Raw genomic sequence first — 21,500 nt, forward strand, 5'->3', positions numbered from 1 at the left:
GTGTACAGGGATGCTTTGGTACATAGCCACAATATAGCTGTCAGAGGCGGTACTGAGAAGACAAGATATTCTGTTTCAGGGTCGTTGGTGGATCAGCAAGGCATTATGTTGAACAGCGGTTATAAAAAATATCAAGGTCGTTTTGTGCTCGACCAGACAATCAATAAGAAAATGAAAGTGGGTATTAATGCCAACTATACGTATTCAAAGAAATATGGCACTATTGTATCCGAATCGCAGACCAGTCCGACGGCGAGCTTGATGTATACTCTGTGGGGATATCGTCCGGTGGTAGGAGTTAACGATGGTGACTTGCTGAACGATTTGTTTGACGAAGCGGTTGATTCGATGACCGACCTTCGTATTAATCCTCTGAAAGCTGCGGAGAATGAGTATAATCCTTTGTTTACTTACAACTTCATTGGCAACGCTTATTTTGAATATAAGATTTTGAAGAACCTGACTCTTAAGATTACCGGTGGATATAACAAGATACATCAGCGGAAAGAAGTTTTTTTTAATTCTAATTCGCGAGGAGGGAACAAATACACTAACAATAAGGTGAACGGTTGGATTACCAACACGGAGCGGACAAGCCTGCTGAACGAAAATACGTTGACTTATGACGTCCCTTTAAAGAAAGGACATCGCCTGAAAGTACTTGGTGGTTTTACCGTGCAGGATAACGGTACGTTTATTGATGAAATCAGGGCGATCAATGTTCCTAACGAGGCACTGGGGATTGCCGGAATAGATGAAGGTGAACTGACTTCCGCTACTATCAGCAAGACAGCCAACGGCTTGGTTTCTTATTTGGGAAGAGCAGACTATAATTATAAGTCCAAATACCTGTTGACCTTTTCATTCCGTGCGGACGGTTCGTCGAAATTCCCGAAAGATAACCGTTGGGCTTATTTCCCGTCCGCTTCCGCTGCTTGGGGATTTGGTGAAGAGAAATTCGTAAAAAATATAAAATGGATTAGTAGTGGCAAGTTGAGGGCAGGTATCGGTACGACGGGTAACAACCGCGTGACGGACTATGCGGCGTTGACAGCCTTGCAGATAACGGCAGACTCCGGATACAGCACAGGTAATACGCCGGGCAAAGGGGTGGTGCCGAAAACGTTGGGAAATCCCAAACTGAAATGGGAAACTACCGTGCAAACGAATATCGGATTGGATATGTCTTTCCTGGACAACCGGATTTCGTTAACGGCGGATTACTACTATAAGAAAACGAAAGACCTGCTGCTGAATGCTACATTAGCACCGAGCATGGGATATTTGTCAGCTTACAGAAATGTAGGATCGGTCTCCAATTCAGGACTTGAATTGACCATCGACACAAAAAACATACAGACGAAAGAATTCTCCTGGACTTCCAGTTTCAATATCTCGTTCAACCGCAACAAGGTATTATCATTGAACGATGATGAACCGAGTCTGGCAAGCCGTGTGAACTGGGGTAATTTCAATAATGCTTATCCTTATATTGCCATTCCGGGACATCCGATTGCCATGTTCTACGGACATATCTTTGACGGGGTTTACCAGTACACGGATTTCGATAAGGTAGGAGAATCGTATATATTGAAAGACGGTGTTCCCAATAATGGAAATGCACGTGAGAAGATTCAGCCGGGAGATATCAAATTCAAGGATATCAATCGCGACGGAGTGGTGAACGACTATGACCTGACTATTATCGGTAACCCGAATCCGAAGCATATCGGTGGTTTTGGCAACAACTTCCAGTACAAGAATTTTGATTTGAACGTATTCTTCCAATGGAGCTATGGCGGCGATGTGCTGAATGCCAACCGTATTGAGTTTGAAGGGGGCGATCCCAATGCCCGTACTTCACTTAACATGTTTGCTTCGTTTGCAAATCGTTGGACTCCCGAAAACCAGACGAACGAGCTTTACCGGATAGGTGGACAAGGGCCGGCCGTATATTCGTCGCGCACCATTGAAGACGGTTCTTTCCTGCGCCTGAAAACGGTATCATTAGGATATAGGTTGCCGAACGCATGGCTGAAAAAGATAAACATCAAGTCATTGAGAGTGTATGCATCTGCGCAGAACTTGATTACATGGACTAAATATTCAGGGCCGGATCCGGAAGTTTCCACTCGTCCCACGGCTTTGACGCCCTCTTTCGACTGGTCTCCTTATCCAAGACCGCGAACTTTGACATTAGGAGTTGACATTTCTTTTTAAACCTTTAAAATCAAACCGTATATATGAAGCATAATATATTGTTATGGATGACCGTATGTCTGCTGGCAACTTCCTGCTCGAACATACTGGATAAAGAACCTGATTTCGTTTCTCCTGATTATTATTATAATACGGAAAGCGAACTGTTGCAGGCGTTGAACGGAGTGTATAATCGTCTGATTGACACAAACGGAAGAATGTACAGTAAGGGGCTTTTCAGCTTATTCGTACTGAGTGACGAGTCTTTTTATACCAATAACTTCAATAACACTAATATCCGTGCGGGTGTAATGGACGCTGCAGACCTGGATGTCGGACGTTTTTGGGAAGTGCTGTATGAAGGAGTGAACAGGGCCAATCTTCTGTTATACAGCGTCGAAGGTAAAGAACTGGAGACGGATGTGATGAAAGCGGCGAAAGGAGAGGCTCTTTTCCTGAGAGGATATTTCTATTATCTGCTGACCTCTTTCTTTGGTGAAGTGCCCTTGAAACTTACTCCTACAATGTCTGCCAATGATAACTATCTGGCGAAATCGCCGTTGGCGGATATTTACAAGCAGATTGTAAAGGATATGCAGGAGGCGGAAAAACTGGTATTTGATATTGACGCGCTTGGTTATAACGAGCGGATTAGCAAAACGGGTGTTCAGGCTGTTCTGGCAAGAGTGTTCCTGAAAATGGCGGGTGAACCGTTGAAAGACGAGACACGCTATGCGGATGCTTTGGAATATGCCGACAAGGTGATTACTTCCGCAAGGCATGAGTTGAATCCGGATTATGCGCAAATCTTTATCAATCATTCACAAGATATCAATGAAAGCGGAGAGTGTATTTGGGAGATAGGTATGTATGGCAACAAAATAGGTACAGTAGATTTGGCCGGTTCCGTAGGAGTGGAGAATGGTATTCTGTGCCGTGACGAGTCGATAGGTTATTCAGGCGGTCCGATGAAGGCTTCTAAAAGGCTTTATGATTCGTATGGAGAAGGTGATTTGCGGAAGGATTGGAATGTTGCCCCTTATTACTATAATGTAGTGGAAGAAACAAAGGTCAATGAGGAAACTCAGGAGACGGAAGTGGTTCAGGTTACTAAGAAAGTAATGTTCTCGGCTACTCAGATATATAACCGTAATCCGGGAAAATGGAGAAGGGAGTATGAAACAGGACAGAAAGCGCGGCTCTTCAATTCCACCAATTTCCCTGTTATCCGTTACAGTGATGTCCTGCTGATGAAAGCTGAGGCGGAGAATGCGGTTAACGGGCCTACCGATGAAGCGTATGATGCAATCAATCAGGTGAGGAGAAGAGCCTATGGGAAGCCGGTTCATACTGCTGATGCCACAGTGGATCTTCCGGCAGATCTGGCAAAGACGGATTTTCTGGAAGAAGTAAAGAAAGAACGGTTCAGGGAACTGTGTTTTGAAGGGCAGCGTAAACTCGACTTGCTTCGTTGGGGGGAATATGTAGCTACCATGAAGGCCTTTGGAACGGAAATTTCAACGACTGCTCCATCGGAATTTAAATATGCAAGCAGGGTAGGACAGAATACGACAGACCGTAATGTCCTCTTCCCGATTCCGAATACAGAGATTACCGTCAACAAACTAATGACCCAGAATGAGGGCTGGTAATTGATTCTTATCTTTTTAAAATAATCGAACATGAAAAATATAATAAGATATTGCGGTTTGTTACTTGTGGGGCTGGCTGCCTGCATGGAAGACGAGGCTCCAAGTGTGAAGCTGAATGTGGCACTGGATAAACAGGTTTATCAGGTGGGTGAACCTGTAACATTCAAACTGAACGGAAATCCGGATAATATAGTGTTCTATTCGGGAGAGGTCGGGCATAATTATGCTTATAAGGAAAGATATCATGCGGATGGTGACCTGTTGGTTAAATTCAATTCTTGGGTGCGTTATGGAGATATTTATCATAACCTGAAATTCCTGGTTTCTTCTGATTTTAGTGGAATTTATGACAAGGAGAATGTGGAAGCTGCTACATGGATTGACCTGTCTGACAAGTTCCGCTTTTCGGTAGGGGATGATCAGACTCCTTCCGGAGAGGTGAATCTGAAAGAGTATGTCGGTGCGGCAGAGGATGCCAGGTTGTTTGTTGCCTTCCGTTATGAGGATGAAGAGAAAGCACGCCAGAACAACTGGATTATTCGTTCCATTGCGCTTGATTGTGTTTCTGCCGAAGGGGTACGGAGCAGTCTGGCCACGATGCCTACTATGGGTTGGAAGGTGGTTGATTTTGAAAATCCGGCAGTGACATGGAATGTTTCTTCTACCAGTCAGATATTGATTGATGGGGGAACTAATCAGCCGAAGAATGTCGATTGGGTGATTTCACAGGCTTTTGATGTTCGGAAAACAACTCCTGATACGGGTGTTGCGTTGAAGAATATCAGTACCACGATGGATGAATACCAGTATGTTTATACGAAACCGGGAACCTATGAGGTTGTATTCGAAACCACATCCGACTGGTATAATGGCAGTGACCATGGATTGACGAGAGTTACTGTGGAGGTACAAGGTACGGTTGAAGAAGAGATTCCCGCTTCGTTGAGCGTCTTGCCGGATAAGGTGGAATGTAAGGCGGGAGAGCCTATAACATTTAGTTTGACGGGGAATAATGCCAACAATGTAGTTTTCTATTCAGGGGAAAGCGGACATAACTTTGATTTCAGGGAAAGGTTCTATGCGGATAATGACATGGTGGTGAATTTTTCAACATGGGTGCGTTATGGAGAAATTTATCAGAATCTCCAATTTCTGGTTTCCAATGATTTTAATGGCATTTATGATGAAGGAAGTGTAGAGGCTGCCAATTGGATTGATTTGTCTGATAAGTTCACATTTTCGTCCGGGGTGGATCGCACTCCTTCCGGAGAAGTCAGTTTGAAAGAATATGCGGGTGATGACCCGAATGCCCAGCTTTATGTAGCTTTCCGATATAGGGATAATGAAAAGCCGAGACAGAATAATTGGATAATCAGAACGATAACTCTTGACTTGATTTCTCCTGAAGGTGTAAGGAGTAGTTCGGCGGCGATGTCTACGATGGGGTGGAAAGTTGTCGATTTCAAGAATCCGGCAGTGACATGGAATATTTCTTCTTCCACTCAGATATTGATTGACGGGGGGACAAACCAACCGGAAAATGATGATTGGGTCATATCGAAAGCTTTTAATCTAAGAAAAGGTACTCCCGATAAAGGAGTCTCTTTAAATAGTGTTACTTCCAGAGATTACATATATACTTACAATACTCCCGGCACTTATAAAGCTGTATTTGACTGGTATGACGGAAGTAATTATTCGCAAGTGAAATTAAATATTGTAGTTAAAGAATAACCGGTAAAAATGAAAGGGATGCCAAAGAATTTCATTAAATATTTTTCTACAGGCCTAGCACTAAGCTTATCTGTCGCTTTATCAGCCCAGGAACAGTCCGTTGTACGATTGGCTAACGACCAACTTGAGCTCGGATGGAAAAAGGGTGCCGGCGGATATGCATTGGAAACGCTGAAAGTGAAGGGAACGGACGGTTGGGATGTTATGGAAACAGCCAAGTATCAACACAATGTTTTATATGCTTCATCCAAACCTGAAACGACACCACAGAAACTATATGATAAAACGGGAAAAGAAATTCTTTTCCCGGCTCCGCAATATCGTTACATTATCCCTTCATGGCAGCAGAACACTAACGCTGTTGCCATGAATAAAGCAGGGGAGAATCTGGTTTATCAACCTTCTGCCGTGAAACGTATTTCCGATACGGAAATCTGTTTCTACTATGAAAATGAAACGATGCGGATTACAGAAAAGTGGTGTCTGGATTCGTTTCATCAGAATGATATCAAGGTTGATTTTATTGTATATCCCAGGAAGGCAGGTTATTATTCTTTGGCAACTCCTTCGCTGGTTTCAATAGACAAATATAATTTCCAATGGGCTACTGTCCCCGGAATATTTCAGGGGAATGCTATAAACACGGACTTTGTACAAGCGTATGGCTATGGTCAGGGAATCCCTGACGTTCCGGTAGTGGCAAGAGAACGTACCGCTTCTACATTATCCTCACTGGTAACGGACAAAAAGGGGGTGACCGTTGCCGTCACCGCCGAGCCGGGTACAGGTAGAGATCCTTGGCCGGAGGATAAAAAGATGCATGCGGAATGGCTGCTCGGATTGTCGGTCATGAATCGTGAAGGGGAGTTTTCGCCCACGCTTTACCATCCCGTATTGGGAGAGAAGAATTCATTGGCGAATGTAGGGGACAGCCTTTCTTTCTCTTTCCGCTATACCATTCAGAAAGCGGATTGGTATGCTGTATTGAAACATGCGATAAATGATATTTATCGTTTCACGGACTTCCTGAAGTTGAAACAGACAAAGTATTCATTGACACAAAGGCTTTATGATATGCACGCATATCTTACTAATGACAGCACTTCCAAATGGCACAACCATGTATATAAAGGAGTGACGATCGGGGCACAGGACTATCTGGGCGGCGTGTATGATTCGGAGAAAGATGCCATGAAGAACTCCGATTACGGAGCTATGTGGATGCTGGCAAAATTGACGGATGATCCTCGCCTGACACAGAAAAGACTGCCGTATGCGTTGAACTTTAAACTGATGCAGCAGCACGCGGAGAAAGATTTTCTTTATGGTTCCTCTGCCGGACAGTATTATTTGTATAAAAGCAAACGGTTTACCGAAGAGTGGGGGCCTTATACCGAACCCATTGCAACCACTTATTATATGTTGATGGATATGGGTAATATCCTGCTTTTTGAACCGGAACAGAAGGAATTGAAACAGCACGTCAGACTGGCTGCCGACCGCTTGTTGGAATGGATGAAACCTAACGGACAATGGGAAGTGGCTTATGAGAACAAAACGTTGGAACCCACTTTTACAGATATTGCGGATTTACGACCGACGTTTTATGGATTGTTGATTGCTTACGAGATATTGAAAGACAAGAAATATCTGCAAGCAGCTATACAAGGAGCAGACTGGTACGTGGAGAACGCTGTGAAGAAAGGGCATTTCCTGGGTGTCTGCGGTGATACCCGTTTTGTGCCGGATTTTGCTACAGCCCAAAGTGTACAAGCTTTATTGGAGCTGTATAACGTGACGAAAAACGACAAATATAAAGAAGCTGCTGTCTCGGCAGCCAAGATTTATACGGCATCGGTTTATACGCATCCTATACCGACGTCAGCAGTAAAGCGGGTGAAAGGGGTAGAACGGAAAGATTGGGAAATCAGTCAGGTAGGACTGAGTTTCGAGCATGGTGGAGTGGCTGGTTCTGCCAATCATCGCGGACCGATATTATTGGCCAGTCATGCCGGAATGTTCGTACGGATGTATGGGTTGACAAAAGACTCGTTATTCCTGAACATGGCACGTGCGGCCGCCATAGGAAGAGATGCGTTTGTGGATTTGAAAACGGGAGTCGCTTCCTATTATTGGGATTCGATGAATAATGGGGCAGGGCCTTATCCGCATCATGCCTGGTGGCAGGTGGGATGGATCACCGACTATTTATTGTCTGAAATATCCCTGCGTTCCAATGGCAGGATAACTTATCCGGGTGGATTTATTACTCCTAAAGTGGGACCTCACCAGACTTATGGCTTTGCGCCCGGCACTGTGTTTGGTACAAAGGCAGATTTGATAATACGTCCGGGATTATTTAAACTGGATAATCCGGCTATGGAATATATGACTGCTGTGAACGGGAAGGAGAAAACTGTTTTCCTTATCTTGCTGAACAATGATGATGAAAAGCAGACTTCACAGATTGAAATGGATACGGAATGTTTGTTCCCCGGAAAAAAGATCCGGGTGAAAAACGTGGCTTGTCTGGATAATCAAGGTTATTCCACACCCATAGACGGGGTGGAGAACTGGAATGTAACGACTGATGCGTATGGATTGACTGTTTTAAAGATAAAATATAAATAGGATATGAACATAAATCACTGGATAGTAAAGAGTCTTGTTTGCACCCTTCTTTTTGCGGTTGGAGGATTGGATATGTATGCGCAGAAAGATAAATATTTGATTGAGGCCGAGGCTTTTCAATTCAAGGGGAAATGGTCAACGGACAGGTCGGCTGATTGCATGGGGAGTGCCATGCTTCGTTTGAACGGTGGCGGAAGTCTTGACGAACAGTTTGACGCGCTTACGGTCGTCAATATAATGGAAGAAGGAAACTATAATGTATGGGTGAGGTCGGCGGATTATGAGAAATTGCCGGGGACACGTTTGTTCCGTTTAAGTGTAGACGAGAAACCGATGAAGGAATCCGGAAAACATGGAAAAGTCGGATTTTATTGGGAAAATGCAGGCAGTGTGCAACTGGCGAAAAAGCAGGTGTTATTGCGGTTGCATGATACGAAAAGGAATTTCGGTCGATGTGACGCAATCCTGTTGGTGAAAGATCATTCTATCAACCCCAATGAGATAGATAGGAAAGAAGTGGGAAAGTGGAGAAAAAATCCCGTTAAGATAGAGACGAAAGGTTCGGGCTTTGATAATGTGTCTACCCCGCTTTTATTATCGCCCGATGCGGAGGTGGTGGCTGATATGGAGAATCCGAATATCCGCATGAGCTTTGTAAAAGCCGGAGCGAACAATCAGGCGATTGCCTGCCGGACAGAAATCAAGGTGAAGGGAATCTGGCGTCGTTTCTTGTCTACCATGGAAGACCATAAGGTATTTCTTGTCACTGCGGAACAAAGTCCGGTAGATAATGATAAGTTCTTCCCTTCCTGGAAGAACGCAGTGTCAAAACGTTCGTTTACTGTCGGTGGAAAAGAATATACGGTACAGTCTGACGAGGATTATTTGAATCCTTATGTGGCAGGAGTGCTCAGTGAAGCTATTCCGGTGAAAGCGGTGAACAAGGACAATAGGAGTATTGAAGTCCAATATATCACGAAGAACGGTTCTGCTATCACGGGATACTGGACGTTGCCCGCCGAAGGCAATCATGTCGAGGTGAGATTGTCCTGCCGTCCGGCTACCGACGGAATGTATAGTATGGGGCTTTCAGCTTTTCAGCCTGTCCCCCAGCCCAATGTGAGTAATATACTTCTCCCGCCGATGTTTCAGTATAAGCGGATTTCTCCGCATCCGGTGATGATGCTTTCATCAATGATGCAACAACCGTTGGCTATTGCGGAGTCTACTACCCCTTTGGGTGGGGTAATGTCATCATTTATATGTGGGGATGATACGACTTTCCCGCAAGAATGGGGAAGTGTGGATTTTTCTCCGATGGGATTTTCTGTCAAGAATGAGCAGAATGTGGTTCAGCCTGTGGCCTTTGCTCCCGTTATGGGGATGAAGGACTCCCACGTGAAGGCAGGACAGGTGATTGAACGCAAGTTTGTGGTGGGCATACTTCCGGCAGGCTGGAATGAGGTGGTGGAATATATTTCGGATCAAGTATATAAGGTGAAAGATTACAGGAAACAAAAAGATGTATCACTGACTGAGGCAATGTTCAATATTATGGATTTGATGCGTAATGAAGAGTATGGCGGATGGGATGCCGGTCTTAAAGGGTTCTATGATATTGAAGGAGATCCGGCGACGGCTCCGACGGTAGTGCACGCTGCCCCTTTGGCTATTATCGCAGCTTCTGTCTTCTCGGAAGATGAAGAGTTTTATCTGTCACGCTCTTTGCCGACAATAGAATATACATTGTCTCGGAGTGGATACAGGTGGGCCACAGACCTGGTTCCGGACGGATACAACAAAACGCTTGAAACACTCCGGCTCAACCCTTTTAATTCGCAGTTCAACACTTCTTACTATGAAGGTTTGCATCGCCTTTTGGGAGGACTGAACCCGTGGCTGTCTTCTATTGCTTTGCCGGGGGATACATTGAGGAGAACAAAAGGATATTCTACGCAAGTTCTCTCCTGGGTGCAGGCTATCTCCGCTTATAACCTGACCGGAGATGAGAAATGGAAACGGCTGGCCACTTCCACAGCCGACCGGTATATAGATTTGCAGATATATAAGAACTCATCCCAACCGGTAGGACTGATGGCTTTTTATAATACGAACGTGTATGCTCCGTGGTGGGACTTGATCGACTTGTATGAGTTGACAAAAGACGGGAAATATTTGAAAGCGGCACAATATGGGGCTTCCAATACCATTGCGGGAATCAGGTCTTTCCCTGCCGTAACAGAGAATTTACAGACGATTCATCCGGGAAACCGTTTTGACGGGAATACAAACCTGTGGTGGAAAGGGAAAGAGAAATACCGTCTGGGATTTCCCCGCGTGGCGAACGATGCGAAAGAGAAGCAAGTGCCTGAATGGCTTGTCTCACCGGTCGGACTGGGTTTTGAACAGCCATCGACTTATTTCCTGCGGACAAAGGGAAAACAGGTGCGTCCGGTCTTTATGAGTAACTGGGCTCCTCATCTTCTCCGCCTCTACCAATATACTCATAAGCCTATTTACGAGACTTATGCCCGGAATGGAGTGATCGGGCGGTTTACAAACTATCCGGGCTATTATGCTACGGGATATACGGATATAACCCTGTCGCCGGATTTCCCTTATAAGGGCCCGGATGTGAGTTCTATCTATTATCATCATATTCCGCCCCATCTGGCGTTTACATGGGATTATTTGGTGTCTGAAGCCATAGAACGTTCCAATGGGAATATTTATTTCCCATTCTGCAAACAGGAAGGCTTTGTCTGGTTTACCAACCGTATCTACGGGAATGAGAAAGGAAAAATATTCGGAGACAGCAAGGCGAAACTTTGGACAAAGAGAGGGTTGGTGCAGGTGGATAATCCGACGATAAACTATCTGACTGCGGTTTCCGACAAATATTTCTGGGTGATTTTATCCGGTGAGTCCGAACAGGAAGAATCCCTTACTATCCGCTTGGATGAGGCTGCCGGATTGGTTGGTCAAGGGGATATCGTACAATACACCGAAAAAGGTAAAACGATGAAAATAAACCGGACTGGAAATGCGGTCAAGGTGTCTGTTCCGGGAAAAGGTTTCAGAGCTTTGGCGTTTCCTTTGGCTGAACCTCGCAAGGAGAACCGCTATCCTGTACTAAAGAATGGAATGAAAGTGGTTGATATGGGAGAACCTTTCGGCAAGGTATTCTTATTCCGTATCCGTTCACCATTCGGATGGGATTCTGTATATGGGTTTGCAGAAACTGCACCGGCTAGGGATAAAGAAATGTCCGTATCGGTGGAATGTAATGGAAAATCCTGCAGGGTCGCTTCTTATCCCTTTGAATGGAGTTTCTATAAGTTGGGAATGGACGAGAAAGCCGTTGTTAAAGTAACGGTGAGTTCGAAAGGACAGACAGATAAAACGAAGGAAATCATACTTAATTCAAAATGACAATGATACAGATACGACAACTGGGAGCTGTAATTGCGGGAATGGTACTGATGACAGTGCTTCCCTGCGCTTATGGGCAAAGCCGTGCCGATTTGGATAAGATTGCGGCTTCGCAGGGAGGGGCTTCGCCTTTGGTGTACACAACGGCAGATAAGGAAATTCCACTGATACAGCCCGGAAGTTATTATAATGAGAAAGAATGTACGGTAAGAAAGGGGCTTCCTGCCTTTTATTCAAAAATAAGGAAAGGGCAGGAAATTACGGTTGCTTTTATTGGTGGTAGTATTACACAAGGAGATTATTGCTATCGTTTGCAAACTACCCGATACATGGAAAATACGTTTTCTGATACCCGTTTTAAATGGATTAATGCCGGAGTGTCCGGCACGGGTACGGATTTGGGCGCTTTCCGGATTCGGGAACAGGTATTGCAGTACAAACCGGATCTCGTTTTTATTGAATTTGCGGTAAATGGCGGCTATCCGGACGGTATGGAGGGGATGATCCGAAAGATTATAAAAGAGAACCCTCATACGGATATTTGTTTGATTTACACGATTTATACGAATCAGACTGCTGCCTATCAGAAAGGGGATGTCCCGCAGGTGATTAAAAGACTGGAAGACATTGCCGCACATTACCAGCTCCCTTCTATTCATCTGGGTATGGAAGCGGCAGCACTTGAGAAGGATGGCAAGCTACTTTGGAAAGGAACTAAAGCGGCTGCTGCCGGAAAGATTTTGTTTTCCAATGACGGAGTGCATCCTGGTGCCGATGGAGGAAACTTATATGCTTCCGCCATTGCACGCGGACTGGAGAAGATACGGAAAGGGAATAGTGCTTCGCAGAGCTTGTCGCAGGCACATACACTTCCTGAACCGCTTATCGGTTCGGAATGGGACGAAGCGGAAATGTATATCCCTTCACGGATTGCTTCTTTTGACAAGTCATGGAAAGAGGTTGATACATCAGAGAACCCTTTTTTTAAGAAGTTTTCCGGCTGGTTTGATACGGTGATGACCAGTAGTAAGGAAGGTGCATCATTTTCTTTTGGTTTTGAGGGAGATATGCTCGGGTTGTTTGATATTGGCGGCCCGGAAGTGGGGCAGGTGGAAGTTTTGGTTGACGGAAAATTTGTTCAGTTGAAAGAGGTTAGTACTAAAGGTTTTCATCTGTATGAAGCGAATGACCGTATAGGAAATTACACTTTGATTCGTTTTAACTCCTGGTGTAACAATCGTTACCGGGGACAATATGACGTAATAAAGTTGGAAAAAGGTGTTCATCAAGTAACAATCCGGATCTCTTCGGAGAAAGCTGACAAGAAGAAAATACTCGGAAATAAACAACAGGAGGATATAACAGCCCATCCTGAAAAGTATGATCAGTCTGCCATTTATTTGGGAAGGATACTTTTACGTGGAAAACCGGTTCCGTGCGAACGCATAAAGGGAGTGCCTAAACTGGCACAACAACTGAAGTGGGATCAGAAGATGAGGCGGTATGAAAAAGCGGATTCCATCAATCCGCCGGAAAAGGATTTGATTCTTTTTGTGGGCAGTTCGACAATGGAGAACTGGAAATCCTTAGCGGATGATTTTCCCGGAAAGCCGGTTCTGAACCGGGGAGTTTCCGGTACGAAAACGATAGATTTGATTAACTACAAAGACCGTCTGATAAGCCCTTATCATCCTAAACAGATTTTTGTTTATGAAGGGGATAATGATATTGGCTACCAATGGACTCCGGCTGAAATACTGGCGCAGATCAAGAGATTGTTCCTTATTCTCCGGAAAGAAAAACCGGAAGCGGAGATTATTTTCATTTCTATCAAACCTTCCGTGCGGAGGTTGAAGGACAAAGAGAGGATTGAGCAGGCAAATGCATTGATAAAGGAGTTTGCAGAACAACAAACGAATGCTGCTTATGCTGATGTATATCATCCGATGTTTACAGCAAAGGGGGAATTATATCCGGAGCATTATCGGGAGGATGGGTTGCATCTGACGGCTGAAGGTTACGCAGTATGGAAAGAGGTTATCTCCAGGTATATTAAATAACAAATAGTAGAATAGAATGATGAAGCATTTAGTGATCGTTGGGATTTTGAGTTGTTTTTCTATGGGCGGCTTTGCTCAGATATACAAAGATAAAACAGCTTCTGTGGAGGACAGGACGAATGATTTGCTCCACCGCATGACATTGGAAGAAAAAATAGATTATATAGGAGGTTATAAAGGCTTTTATATAAGGGGAATCGAACGTCTGGGCGTGCCTGAGATAAAGTTGACGGATGGGCCTGTCGGCACGCATAAGGATGGTAAATCTACGGCTTATCCGGCAGGGGTACTCACAGCTTCGACCTGGAACAGGGAACTGGTATATGAATTGGGAAAACAATTGGGGAGAGACTCCAAGGCGCGTGGCGTACATATATTATTGGGTCCGGGTGTGAATATTCTTCGTTCCCCTTTGTGTGGAAGAAATTTTGAGTATTTCACGGAAGACCCGTATTTGAACTCTCAGGTAGCCATAGGCTACGTAAAAGGATTGCAGGATCAGAAAGTGGTGGCTACCTTGAAACATTACGCCGCGAACAATCAGGAGTGGGATAGGAACAATGTAAGCAGTGATATTGATGAACGGGTGTTGCATGAAATTTATCTGCCTGTCTATAAAGCTGCCATTCAGGAAGCGGGTGCGGGTGCTGTTATGGACAGTTATAATCCGGTAAATGGAGTGCATGCCACGCAGAATGATTATCTGAACAATCAGGTATTGAGAAAACAATGGGGATTTGACGGGATTGTAATGAGTGACTGGTCGGCTACTTATGATGCTGTGGGGGCGGCTAATGGTGGCTTGGACTTGGAAATGCCGCGTGCCAAGTGGATGAATAAGGAGAATCTGATTCCTGCGATAAAAGCCGGGAAAGTGAAGGAAGCGACTATTGACGAGAAAGTGAAGAGAATCCTGAGAATCATGTTCCGGTTCGGCTTTTTTGATAATGAACAGGTGGATACTTCTATTCCATACAATAATCCGGAAGCGGCGAAAGTTGCATTGCAACTGGCCAGGGAAGGTATTGTATTATTGAAGAATGAGAAAGGTTTACTTCCGTTGAATCCGTCAAAAGTGAAGTCGGTTGCCGTGATCGGGCCTAATGCAAACTCTTATATATCGGGAGGTGGGAGTTCTTATACATTCCCGTTCCATTCTGTTTCGGTATTGGATGGATTGAAGAATGCCGGACAGGATCTTCAGATTTCTTATGCGCCCGGAGTGCCTACCTTGACAGAGACTGTTGCTGACGCTGCTTTTTATACGGAAGCGGGAAGCCACACAAAAGGGCTTAAAGCTGAATATTTTGATAATATCCGTTTAAAGGGGACACCGGCAAAAACCGTGATAGATACGATTGTCAATATCGGTAACGGCTGGCATATTGCTGCCGAAAATAAAGGTATTCCGTATGACCATTGTTCCATGCGTTGGAGTGGAGTCGTGCGTCCGGAGAAGACTGCTAATTATCGGTTCATAGTCAGAGGGTTCGACGGGTTCCGTTTGAAGGTCGGTACGGAAATGGTGATTAATGAGTGGAGAGATCAAGGGATAACGACTCGTGAGGTTGTATTACCGTTGGAAGCCGGAAAAGAGTATCCTGTTGTACTTGAATACTTTGCGAATGTGCATCCAGTTGATATTTCTTTCGGATGGAGAGAGGATAAGTTACTCTTTGATGAGGCTGTGGAAATTGCTCGGAAATCTGATGTGGCTATTGTGAACATTGGCTTTAATGAAAGCAGCGAACGTGAGAGTAATGATCGTCCTTTTGAGTTGCCCCAATATCAGGATAGTTTAGTGCAGTGTATTACTGCCGCTAATCCTAATACGGTTGTGTTGCTGAATGCAGGCGGAAATGTGGATATGTCAAAGTGGATAGATAAGGTTCCTGCGTTGTTGCATTTGTGGTATGCCGGCCAGGAAGGTGGAACGGCTGTCGCTGAAATGCTGTTCGGGAAGGTGAACCCCAGTGGAAAACTACCTGTCTCTTTTGAAAAGAAATGGGAAGATAATCCGGCTTATCCATATTATTACGATACGGACGGTGATAAGCGGGTGGAATATAAAGAGGGGCTTTTCATGGGGTACAGGCATTATGATATCAGTGACACGAAACCTCAGTTTGCATTCGGATACGGATTGTCATACACCACGTTTAAATACTCTGACCTACGTATAAACAGGGAAAAAGGCAAAGACTTGGCGGTTAAGGTTCGGTTTACTGTTAAGAATACAGGGAAGTATGACGGGGCGGAAACGGCTCAGGTATATATCCGACCTGTAAATCCGAAAGTTGAGAGACCTTATAAGGAGCTTAAAGGATTTGCCAAGCATTTTATCAGAAAAAATGCCGGGCAGGAAATGGAAATAACATTGAATAAGGATGCTTTCTCTTATTACAAGACGGACTTGAAAGATTTTGATTATGATGCGGGAAGTTATGAAGTGCTTGTAGGAAGTGCGTCCGACGACATTCGGTTACGTAAGGTAATACAGATAGAGAAGTAGGTTTGGAACTAAAATAGAAGTAAAATTAATTAGATACGAGAAGATGGTACTTGATAAGTTTAATAGTGTGAGAATGTTTAATACGGATATCCTGCAAGCTGATTTTGTAATAGTAGGCGGAGGTATTTCAGGGGTTTGCGCTGCTATAACCGCAGCTCGCCAAGGTCTGAAAGTGGTACTTATACAAGATCGTCCGGTATTGGGGGGGAATGGTTCCAGTGAAATAAGGCTGTGGATGCTCGGAGCGACTTCTCACATGGGGAATAATAATCGCTGGGCACGTGAGGGCGGCGTGATAGATGAAATTATGGTGGAAAATACGTTCCGCAATCCGGAAGGAAATCCGGTAATTTTCGATTCTGTTATGCTTGACAAGGTGGTGAGCGAACCGAATATAACCTTGTTGCTGAACACTTGTGTCTATGAGGTAAAAAAGAGTACCGGTCATAAAATAGAAAGTGTCAGAGGGTTTTGTAGCCAGAACAGCACTATGTACGAAGTAACCGCTCCCTTGTTTTGTGACGCTTCCGGTGACGGTGTTGTAGGTTTCCTTGCCGGAGCTCCTTATCGTATGGGGGCTGAGAGTAGGGAGGAATTTGGTGAGAAGTTCGCGCCGGCTGAGGATTATGGCGAGCTTTTGGGGCATAGCTTATATTTCTACACAAAGGATACCGGTCAGCCGGTGAAATATGTGGCTCCTTCTTATGCAATGGATGTAACGAAGACTGTTCCCCGATTCCGTAGCTTCAATGCAAAAGAACATGGCTGTAAATTGTGGTGGGTCGAATATGGTGGTGATTTGGATACGGTACATGATACGGAACAGATTAAATGGGAACTGTGGAAGGTTATTTATGGAGCTTGGGATTATATCAAGAACTCGGGTAAATATCCGGAAGCGGAAACAATGACGCTGGAATGGGTAGGCTGTATTCCCGGAAAACGGGAGAGCAGAAGGTTTGAGGGCGACTATATGCTGATTCAGCAGGATGTCATAGAACAAAGGTATCATGAGGATGCGGTTTCTTATGGCGGATGGAGTATTGATTTACATCCGGCAGCCGGCGTGTTCGGCGAGGAGTCTGCTTGTAACCAGTGGCATTCGAAGGGGATATATCAGATTCCTTACCGTTGTCTTTATAGTCGGGGGATTGAGAATCTTTTCCTTGCCGGGAGAATCATTAGTTCTTCACACGTGGCTTTTGGTTCTACCCGTGTGATGGCTACATCTGCTCATAGCGCCCAAGCTGTCGCGATGGCTGCGGCAATCTGTCTGAAAGAAAATATCTCTCCGAGAGAAGTATATTCCCACGGAAGAATACCTGAATTACAGGTGAAACTATCGCGGATGGGGCAGTATATTCCTGATATGGTTATCAGGGATGAAGAAAATCTGGTAACGAAAGCTACTTTGGCTGCATCCAGTGAATGTCATTTTAAAGGCTTCCCGGCTGATGGGGAGATGCAGGTTCTGGATGAGTCTGTAGCTCAAATGATACCTTTACGCAAAGGAGATGAATTAGGAAAGGTGAAAGTTGAACTATTTGTTTCTGAAGATACGGTGTTGGAAGTAGAGCTTCGGGTGAGCAGTAAATCGTTTAATCATACTCCGGATGTTACTTTGGAAACGAAAACAGTCTCCTTGTATCAAGGCAAGCAACTGTTGGAACTGGTTTTCGAAGCGGTGATGCCGGAAGAACAGTATGCTTTCCTTGTTTTCAAGAAAAATCCTTTGATACAATTGCGATATACCCGGGAAAGGATAACCGGAGTCTTGTCTGTATTTAACACCATTAATGAAGCTGTATCCAATTTTGGAAAGCAGTCTCCTAAAGAAGATATAGGAATTGAGGAATTTGAATTTTGGTGCCCGAAGCGGCGACCCGGAGGACATAATATTGCTGTTCAGTTAGAAAAAGACTCTCATGTTTTTTCTGTTTCAACTATAACTAATGGTATTGACCGCCCCGTCCAGTCTCCGAATGCCTGGGTTGCGGAGTTGAATGACCCGGCTCCGGCTTTGACTATCAAATGGGATTCGGCTGTGCATATCGGCAAGATGTCTCTCTTTTTTGATACGGATTATGACCAACCGATGGAGACAGTTCAGATGACACATCCGGAGAATAAAATGCCTTTTTGTGTGGAGAAATATAAAATATATGACGGGGAGAATCAGTTGATTTATGAGAGCGTGGACAATCATCAGTCGATAAATGAACTGGTTTTTCCTGAGAAACTCGTGACCGATGAGGTTAAGATTGTTTTGGAGCATCCATCAGGTTTAATCCCGGCGGCCTTGTTTGCTGTAAAATGCTATGAATAGTTCAATATATTTTGAATAAAATAGGATTCTTGCGAAAGTAATGGAAAGGTCTGATATTTTGTCTGTCCAATCGTTTGCTTTATCAATGGTATTTAAGTATATTTGCTAAAATTTTATTTAGTATTGCCAATAATGCAGAACCAGAATCTTGATATAACAGAACAGAAGAAACCTGCTTCACGGATGAAGTATCTTCAGTTGGTGGATTATATTAATTCGCTGATTGAAGATGGTACACTTCAGATCGGTGACCAGATACCTTCATTGAACCAATTACAGACACAGTTGCACATGAGTAAGGAAACTTTATTGAAAGGATTGAACTACTTATTGGAGATGGGGGTTATCGAGGCGATTTACAGGAAGGGGTATTTTGTAAAAAAAGTATCTATAGATCATTCTTATCATGTGTTTCTGTTATTGGATAAGATGAACGTGATGCGCGAGCAGATTTATCGCTCGATTTTCAATTCCTTGAAAGATGTCGGGGATATTGATATTTACTTTCATCATCATAACTATAAGGTTTTTGAAAAGCTCATTAAAGAGAATCTGGGTAATTATACCCATTATATTATAGCTACTTTTCTTAAAGAAGATGTGACGGATGTTTTAAACTTGATTCCGGCGGAAAAAAGAATCATCATAGATTATAATCAACAAGGATTGAGCGGTAATTACAGTTGTATTTATCAGGATTACGGCTATGATATTTTCTGTAGCCTTATGCAATTGCAGGATAGGCTGAAGAATTATGAGAAGCTGATTTTAATAGCGCGTCCGGAAGCCATTCATGCCCAACAAGTAATCAATGGTTTTCTGCACTACTGTGTAAAGAGCGAACTGCCTTATTCCATTGAATCAAATATAGAAGAGAAGAATTTTCGTAAGGGGAATGCTTATATTACTTTCAGCCGATATGATACGGATGACGTGGCGCTGATTAAATTAGCAAAAAAGAAGGGATATGAATTAGGTAAGGAGATAGGCCTGATTTCTTATAATGACACTGCCGTTAAGGAAATATTGGAAGGGGGAATTACTGTTATTTCTACAGACTTTGAGATGATGGGAAAAACTGCTGCTTCTGTTATCCTGGACAGGAATACGGTTTATAAACGCAATCCGACGAAGGTGATTATACGTAATTCTCTTTAGAAGAAAATTAGATAAAACTCTTACTTCTATCAAAAAAAGTAATAATTTTGGCATGGATTTGTGGGTAGCCTAAATTACAAAAGATAGAAATGTTAGATTTGAAACAACTTACAGCCGAGGTATGTCGCATTGCAACTGAAGCCGGACATTTTTTGAAAGAAGAGCGGAAAGCTTTTCGTCGTGAACGTGTGATTGAGAAACATGCGCATGATTATGTCTCTTATGTAGATAAAGAATCTGAAGTGCGGATAGTAAAGGCGCTTACTGCTTTATTGCCGGAAGCGGGATTTATAACGGAGGAAGGTTCTGCCACCTATCAGGATGAATCTTACTGCTGGGTGATTGACCCGTTGGATGGAACCACGAACTATATTCATGATGAGGCTCCTTACTGTGTATGTATTGCTTTACGCAACCGCACCGAGCTTCTTTTAGGCGTCGTTTATGAAGTCTGTCGGGATGAATGTTTCTATGCCTGGAAAGGTGGCAAAGCCTTTATGAATGGTGAAGAAATTCATGTTTCGAATGTTCAGGATGCCAGAGATGCATTCGTTATCACAGAATTACCTTATAATCATCTGCAATATAAGCAAACTGCTCTCCACTTGATAGATAAGTTGTATGGTGTGGTTGGCGGTATCCGTATGAATGGCTCGGCCGCTGCCGCCATCTGTTATGTGGCTATCGGTCGTTTTGATGCCTGGGCGGAAGCATTTCTAGGCAAATGGGATTATTCCGCGGCTGCCTTGATTGTCCAGGAAGCCGGCGGTCGCGTAACCAATTTCTATGGCGAAGATCATTTTATTGAGGGGCATCATATCATTGCCACGAACGGTTATCTGCATCCTTTATTTCAGAGACTTTTAGCGGAGGTTCCTCCGTTGGATATGTAGAAGAAACGGCCTGTTTATTAAATCCTTACTACTATTATGAAACACACACTCCTTATAAAAGACTGGCTTAGTTCATTCTTGTCCTTGTTATTTCCCCGTTGCTGCGTTGTTTGCGGCAGACCGTTGGCAAAAGGTGAAGAATGCCTTTGTACTATGTGCAACATCAATCTCCCGCGCACGGATTATCATCTTCGAAAAGATAACCCGGTAGAAAAACTGTTTTGGGGAAAGATTCCCCTGGAACGCGCTACCTCTTTCTTCTTTTATAGAAAAGGAAGTGACTTCCGGCAAATTCTCCACCAACTTAAATATGGCGGCCAAAAGGATATTGGTGCGATAATGGGACGATATATGGCGGCGGAACTGCTGGCATCCGGTTTCTTTGAGGGAGTAGATGTAATACTTCCTGTACCGTTGCACAAAAAGAAACAACAGATTCGTGGTTACAATCAAAGTGAGTGGATAGCCCGTGGAATTGCCGCCGTAACAGGTATTTCTATTGATACGGAATCCGTAGTGCGCCAGAAGAACACGGAAACGCAAACACGCAAATCTTCTTTTGAACGCTGGGAAAATGTAGAAGGAATCTTTCAACTGCATCATGCGGAACCTCTGGCCGGAAAGCATGTGCTGATTGTAGACGATGTTTTGACTACAGGGGCTACTACGGTAGAATGTGCTTCCTGCTTGGCAGAGATTGAGGGAATACGGATTAGTATTCTTACTTTGGCGATGGCGGAGTAGGGTAGGGCAAAGCAGCTCCAATAGAATAATATTGTAAAAAAAGAAAGGTTCACTATTGAAGTGAACCTTTCTTTTGCTCTTCCTCTTGGACTTGAACCAAGGACCCTCTGATTAACAGTCAGATGCTCTAACCGACTGAGCTAAGGAAGAATGTTTTTC

General features: G+C 44.0%; 11 protein-coding genes and 1 tRNA gene. 11 read left to right on the forward strand and 1 reads right to left on the reverse strand.

Annotated elements, in window-relative coordinates; translation table 11 throughout:
* The 11 genes from AB5443_RS20240 to AB5443_RS20290 all read left to right on the forward strand — a co-directional run.
* Positions 1–2,220 (forward strand): SusC/RagA family TonB-linked outer membrane protein (locus AB5443_RS20240; protein WP_368119631.1); only part of this gene is annotated, 2,220 nt, incomplete at its 5' end.
* 23 nt (positions 2,221–2,243) lie between these two features.
* Complete coding sequence (locus AB5443_RS20245) at positions 2,244–3,851, forward strand: RagB/SusD family nutrient uptake outer membrane protein (RefSeq protein ID WP_073347302.1); 1,608 nt, start codon at positions 2,244–2,246, stop codon at positions 3,849–3,851.
* 30 nt (positions 3,852–3,881) lie between these two features.
* On the forward strand, positions 3,882–5,585 hold the full coding sequence (locus tag AB5443_RS20250) for a DUF5017 domain-containing protein (protein ID WP_277134901.1): 1,704 nt from the start codon (positions 3,882–3,884) through the stop codon (positions 5,583–5,585).
* An 18-nt stretch (positions 5,586–5,603) separates the two neighbouring features.
* Positions 5,604–8,216, forward strand: a complete 2,613-nt coding sequence (locus AB5443_RS20255; protein ID WP_283140032.1) for a glycerophosphoryl diester phosphodiesterase — start codon at positions 5,604–5,606, stop codon at positions 8,214–8,216.
* A 3-nt stretch (positions 8,217–8,219) separates the two neighbouring features.
* The gene (locus tag AB5443_RS20260; protein ID WP_022140002.1) at positions 8,220–11,648 is read left to right on the forward strand and encodes a hypothetical protein; all 3,429 of its coding nucleotides are present in this window, start codon (positions 8,220–8,222) and stop codon (positions 11,646–11,648) included.
* A gap of 2 nt (positions 11,649–11,650) precedes the next feature.
* The gene (locus tag AB5443_RS20265) at positions 11,651–13,708 is read left to right on the forward strand and encodes an SGNH/GDSL hydrolase family protein (RefSeq protein ID WP_277134903.1); all 2,058 of its coding nucleotides are present in this window, start codon (positions 11,651–11,653) and stop codon (positions 13,706–13,708) included.
* A 16-nt stretch (positions 13,709–13,724) separates the two neighbouring features.
* Positions 13,725–16,220, forward strand: a complete 2,496-nt coding sequence (locus AB5443_RS20270; RefSeq protein ID WP_277134904.1) for a glycoside hydrolase family 3 protein — start codon at positions 13,725–13,727, stop codon at positions 16,218–16,220.
* A gap of 43 nt (positions 16,221–16,263) precedes the next feature.
* Positions 16,264–18,546 (forward strand): FAD-dependent oxidoreductase, encoded by a 2,283-nt coding sequence (locus AB5443_RS20275; protein ID WP_022139999.1) that lies wholly within the window; start codon positions 16,264–16,266, stop codon positions 18,544–18,546.
* A 132-nt stretch (positions 18,547–18,678) separates the two neighbouring features.
* The gene (locus tag AB5443_RS20280; RefSeq protein WP_073347307.1) at positions 18,679–19,704 is read left to right on the forward strand and encodes a GntR family transcriptional regulator; all 1,026 of its coding nucleotides are present in this window, start codon (positions 18,679–18,681) and stop codon (positions 19,702–19,704) included.
* 89 nt (positions 19,705–19,793) lie between these two features.
* Entirely contained in the window at positions 19,794–20,597 is an 804-nt protein-coding gene (locus AB5443_RS20285; protein ID WP_277134905.1) for an inositol monophosphatase family protein, read from the forward strand.
* Between the two features lie 36 nt (positions 20,598–20,633).
* Positions 20,634–21,341 carry a ComF family protein gene (locus AB5443_RS20290; protein WP_044653737.1) on the forward strand — a complete coding sequence of 236 codons (708 nt, stop codon included), beginning with the start codon at positions 20,634–20,636 and terminating at the stop codon, positions 21,339–21,341.
* A 76-nt stretch (positions 21,342–21,417) separates the two neighbouring features.
* Here the strand turns inward: AB5443_RS20290 and AB5443_RS20295 are convergent.
* Positions 21,418–21,491 (reverse strand) — tRNA-Asn (locus tag AB5443_RS20295).
* Between the last annotated feature and the right edge of the window lie 9 nt (positions 21,492–21,500).

It is taken from the genome of Bacteroides sp. RTP21281st1_H5_RTP21281_210402 (assembly GCF_040918965.1).
GTDB classification, from domain to species: Bacteria; Bacteroidota; Bacteroidia; order Bacteroidales; family Bacteroidaceae; genus Bacteroides; species Bacteroides congonensis.

Bases quoted from the DNA above. Each gene is read 5' to 3' on its own strand.
- AB5443_RS20245 (WP_073347302.1), top strand. From the start codon at position 2,244: ATGAAGCATAATATATTGTTATGGATGACCGTATGTCTGCTGGCAACT.
- AB5443_RS20250 (WP_277134901.1), top strand. From the start codon at position 3,882: ATGAAAAATATAATAAGATATTGCGGTTTGTTACTTGTGGGGCTGGCT.
- AB5443_RS20255 (WP_283140032.1), top strand. From the start codon at position 5,604: ATGCCAAAGAATTTCATTAAATATTTTTCTACAGGCCTAGCACTAAGC.
- AB5443_RS20260 (WP_022140002.1), top strand. From the start codon at position 8,220: ATGAACATAAATCACTGGATAGTAAAGAGTCTTGTTTGCACCCTTCTT.
- AB5443_RS20265 (WP_277134903.1), top strand. From the start codon at position 11,651: ATGATACAGATACGACAACTGGGAGCTGTAATTGCGGGAATGGTACTG.
- AB5443_RS20270 (WP_277134904.1), top strand. From the start codon at position 13,725: ATGATGAAGCATTTAGTGATCGTTGGGATTTTGAGTTGTTTTTCTATG.
- AB5443_RS20275 (WP_022139999.1), top strand. From the start codon at position 16,264: ATGGTACTTGATAAGTTTAATAGTGTGAGAATGTTTAATACGGATATC.
- AB5443_RS20280 (WP_073347307.1), top strand. From the start codon at position 18,679: ATGCAGAACCAGAATCTTGATATAACAGAACAGAAGAAACCTGCTTCA.
- AB5443_RS20285 (WP_277134905.1), top strand. From the start codon at position 19,794: ATGTTAGATTTGAAACAACTTACAGCCGAGGTATGTCGCATTGCAACT.
- AB5443_RS20290 (WP_044653737.1), top strand. From the start codon at position 20,634: ATGAAACACACACTCCTTATAAAAGACTGGCTTAGTTCATTCTTGTCC.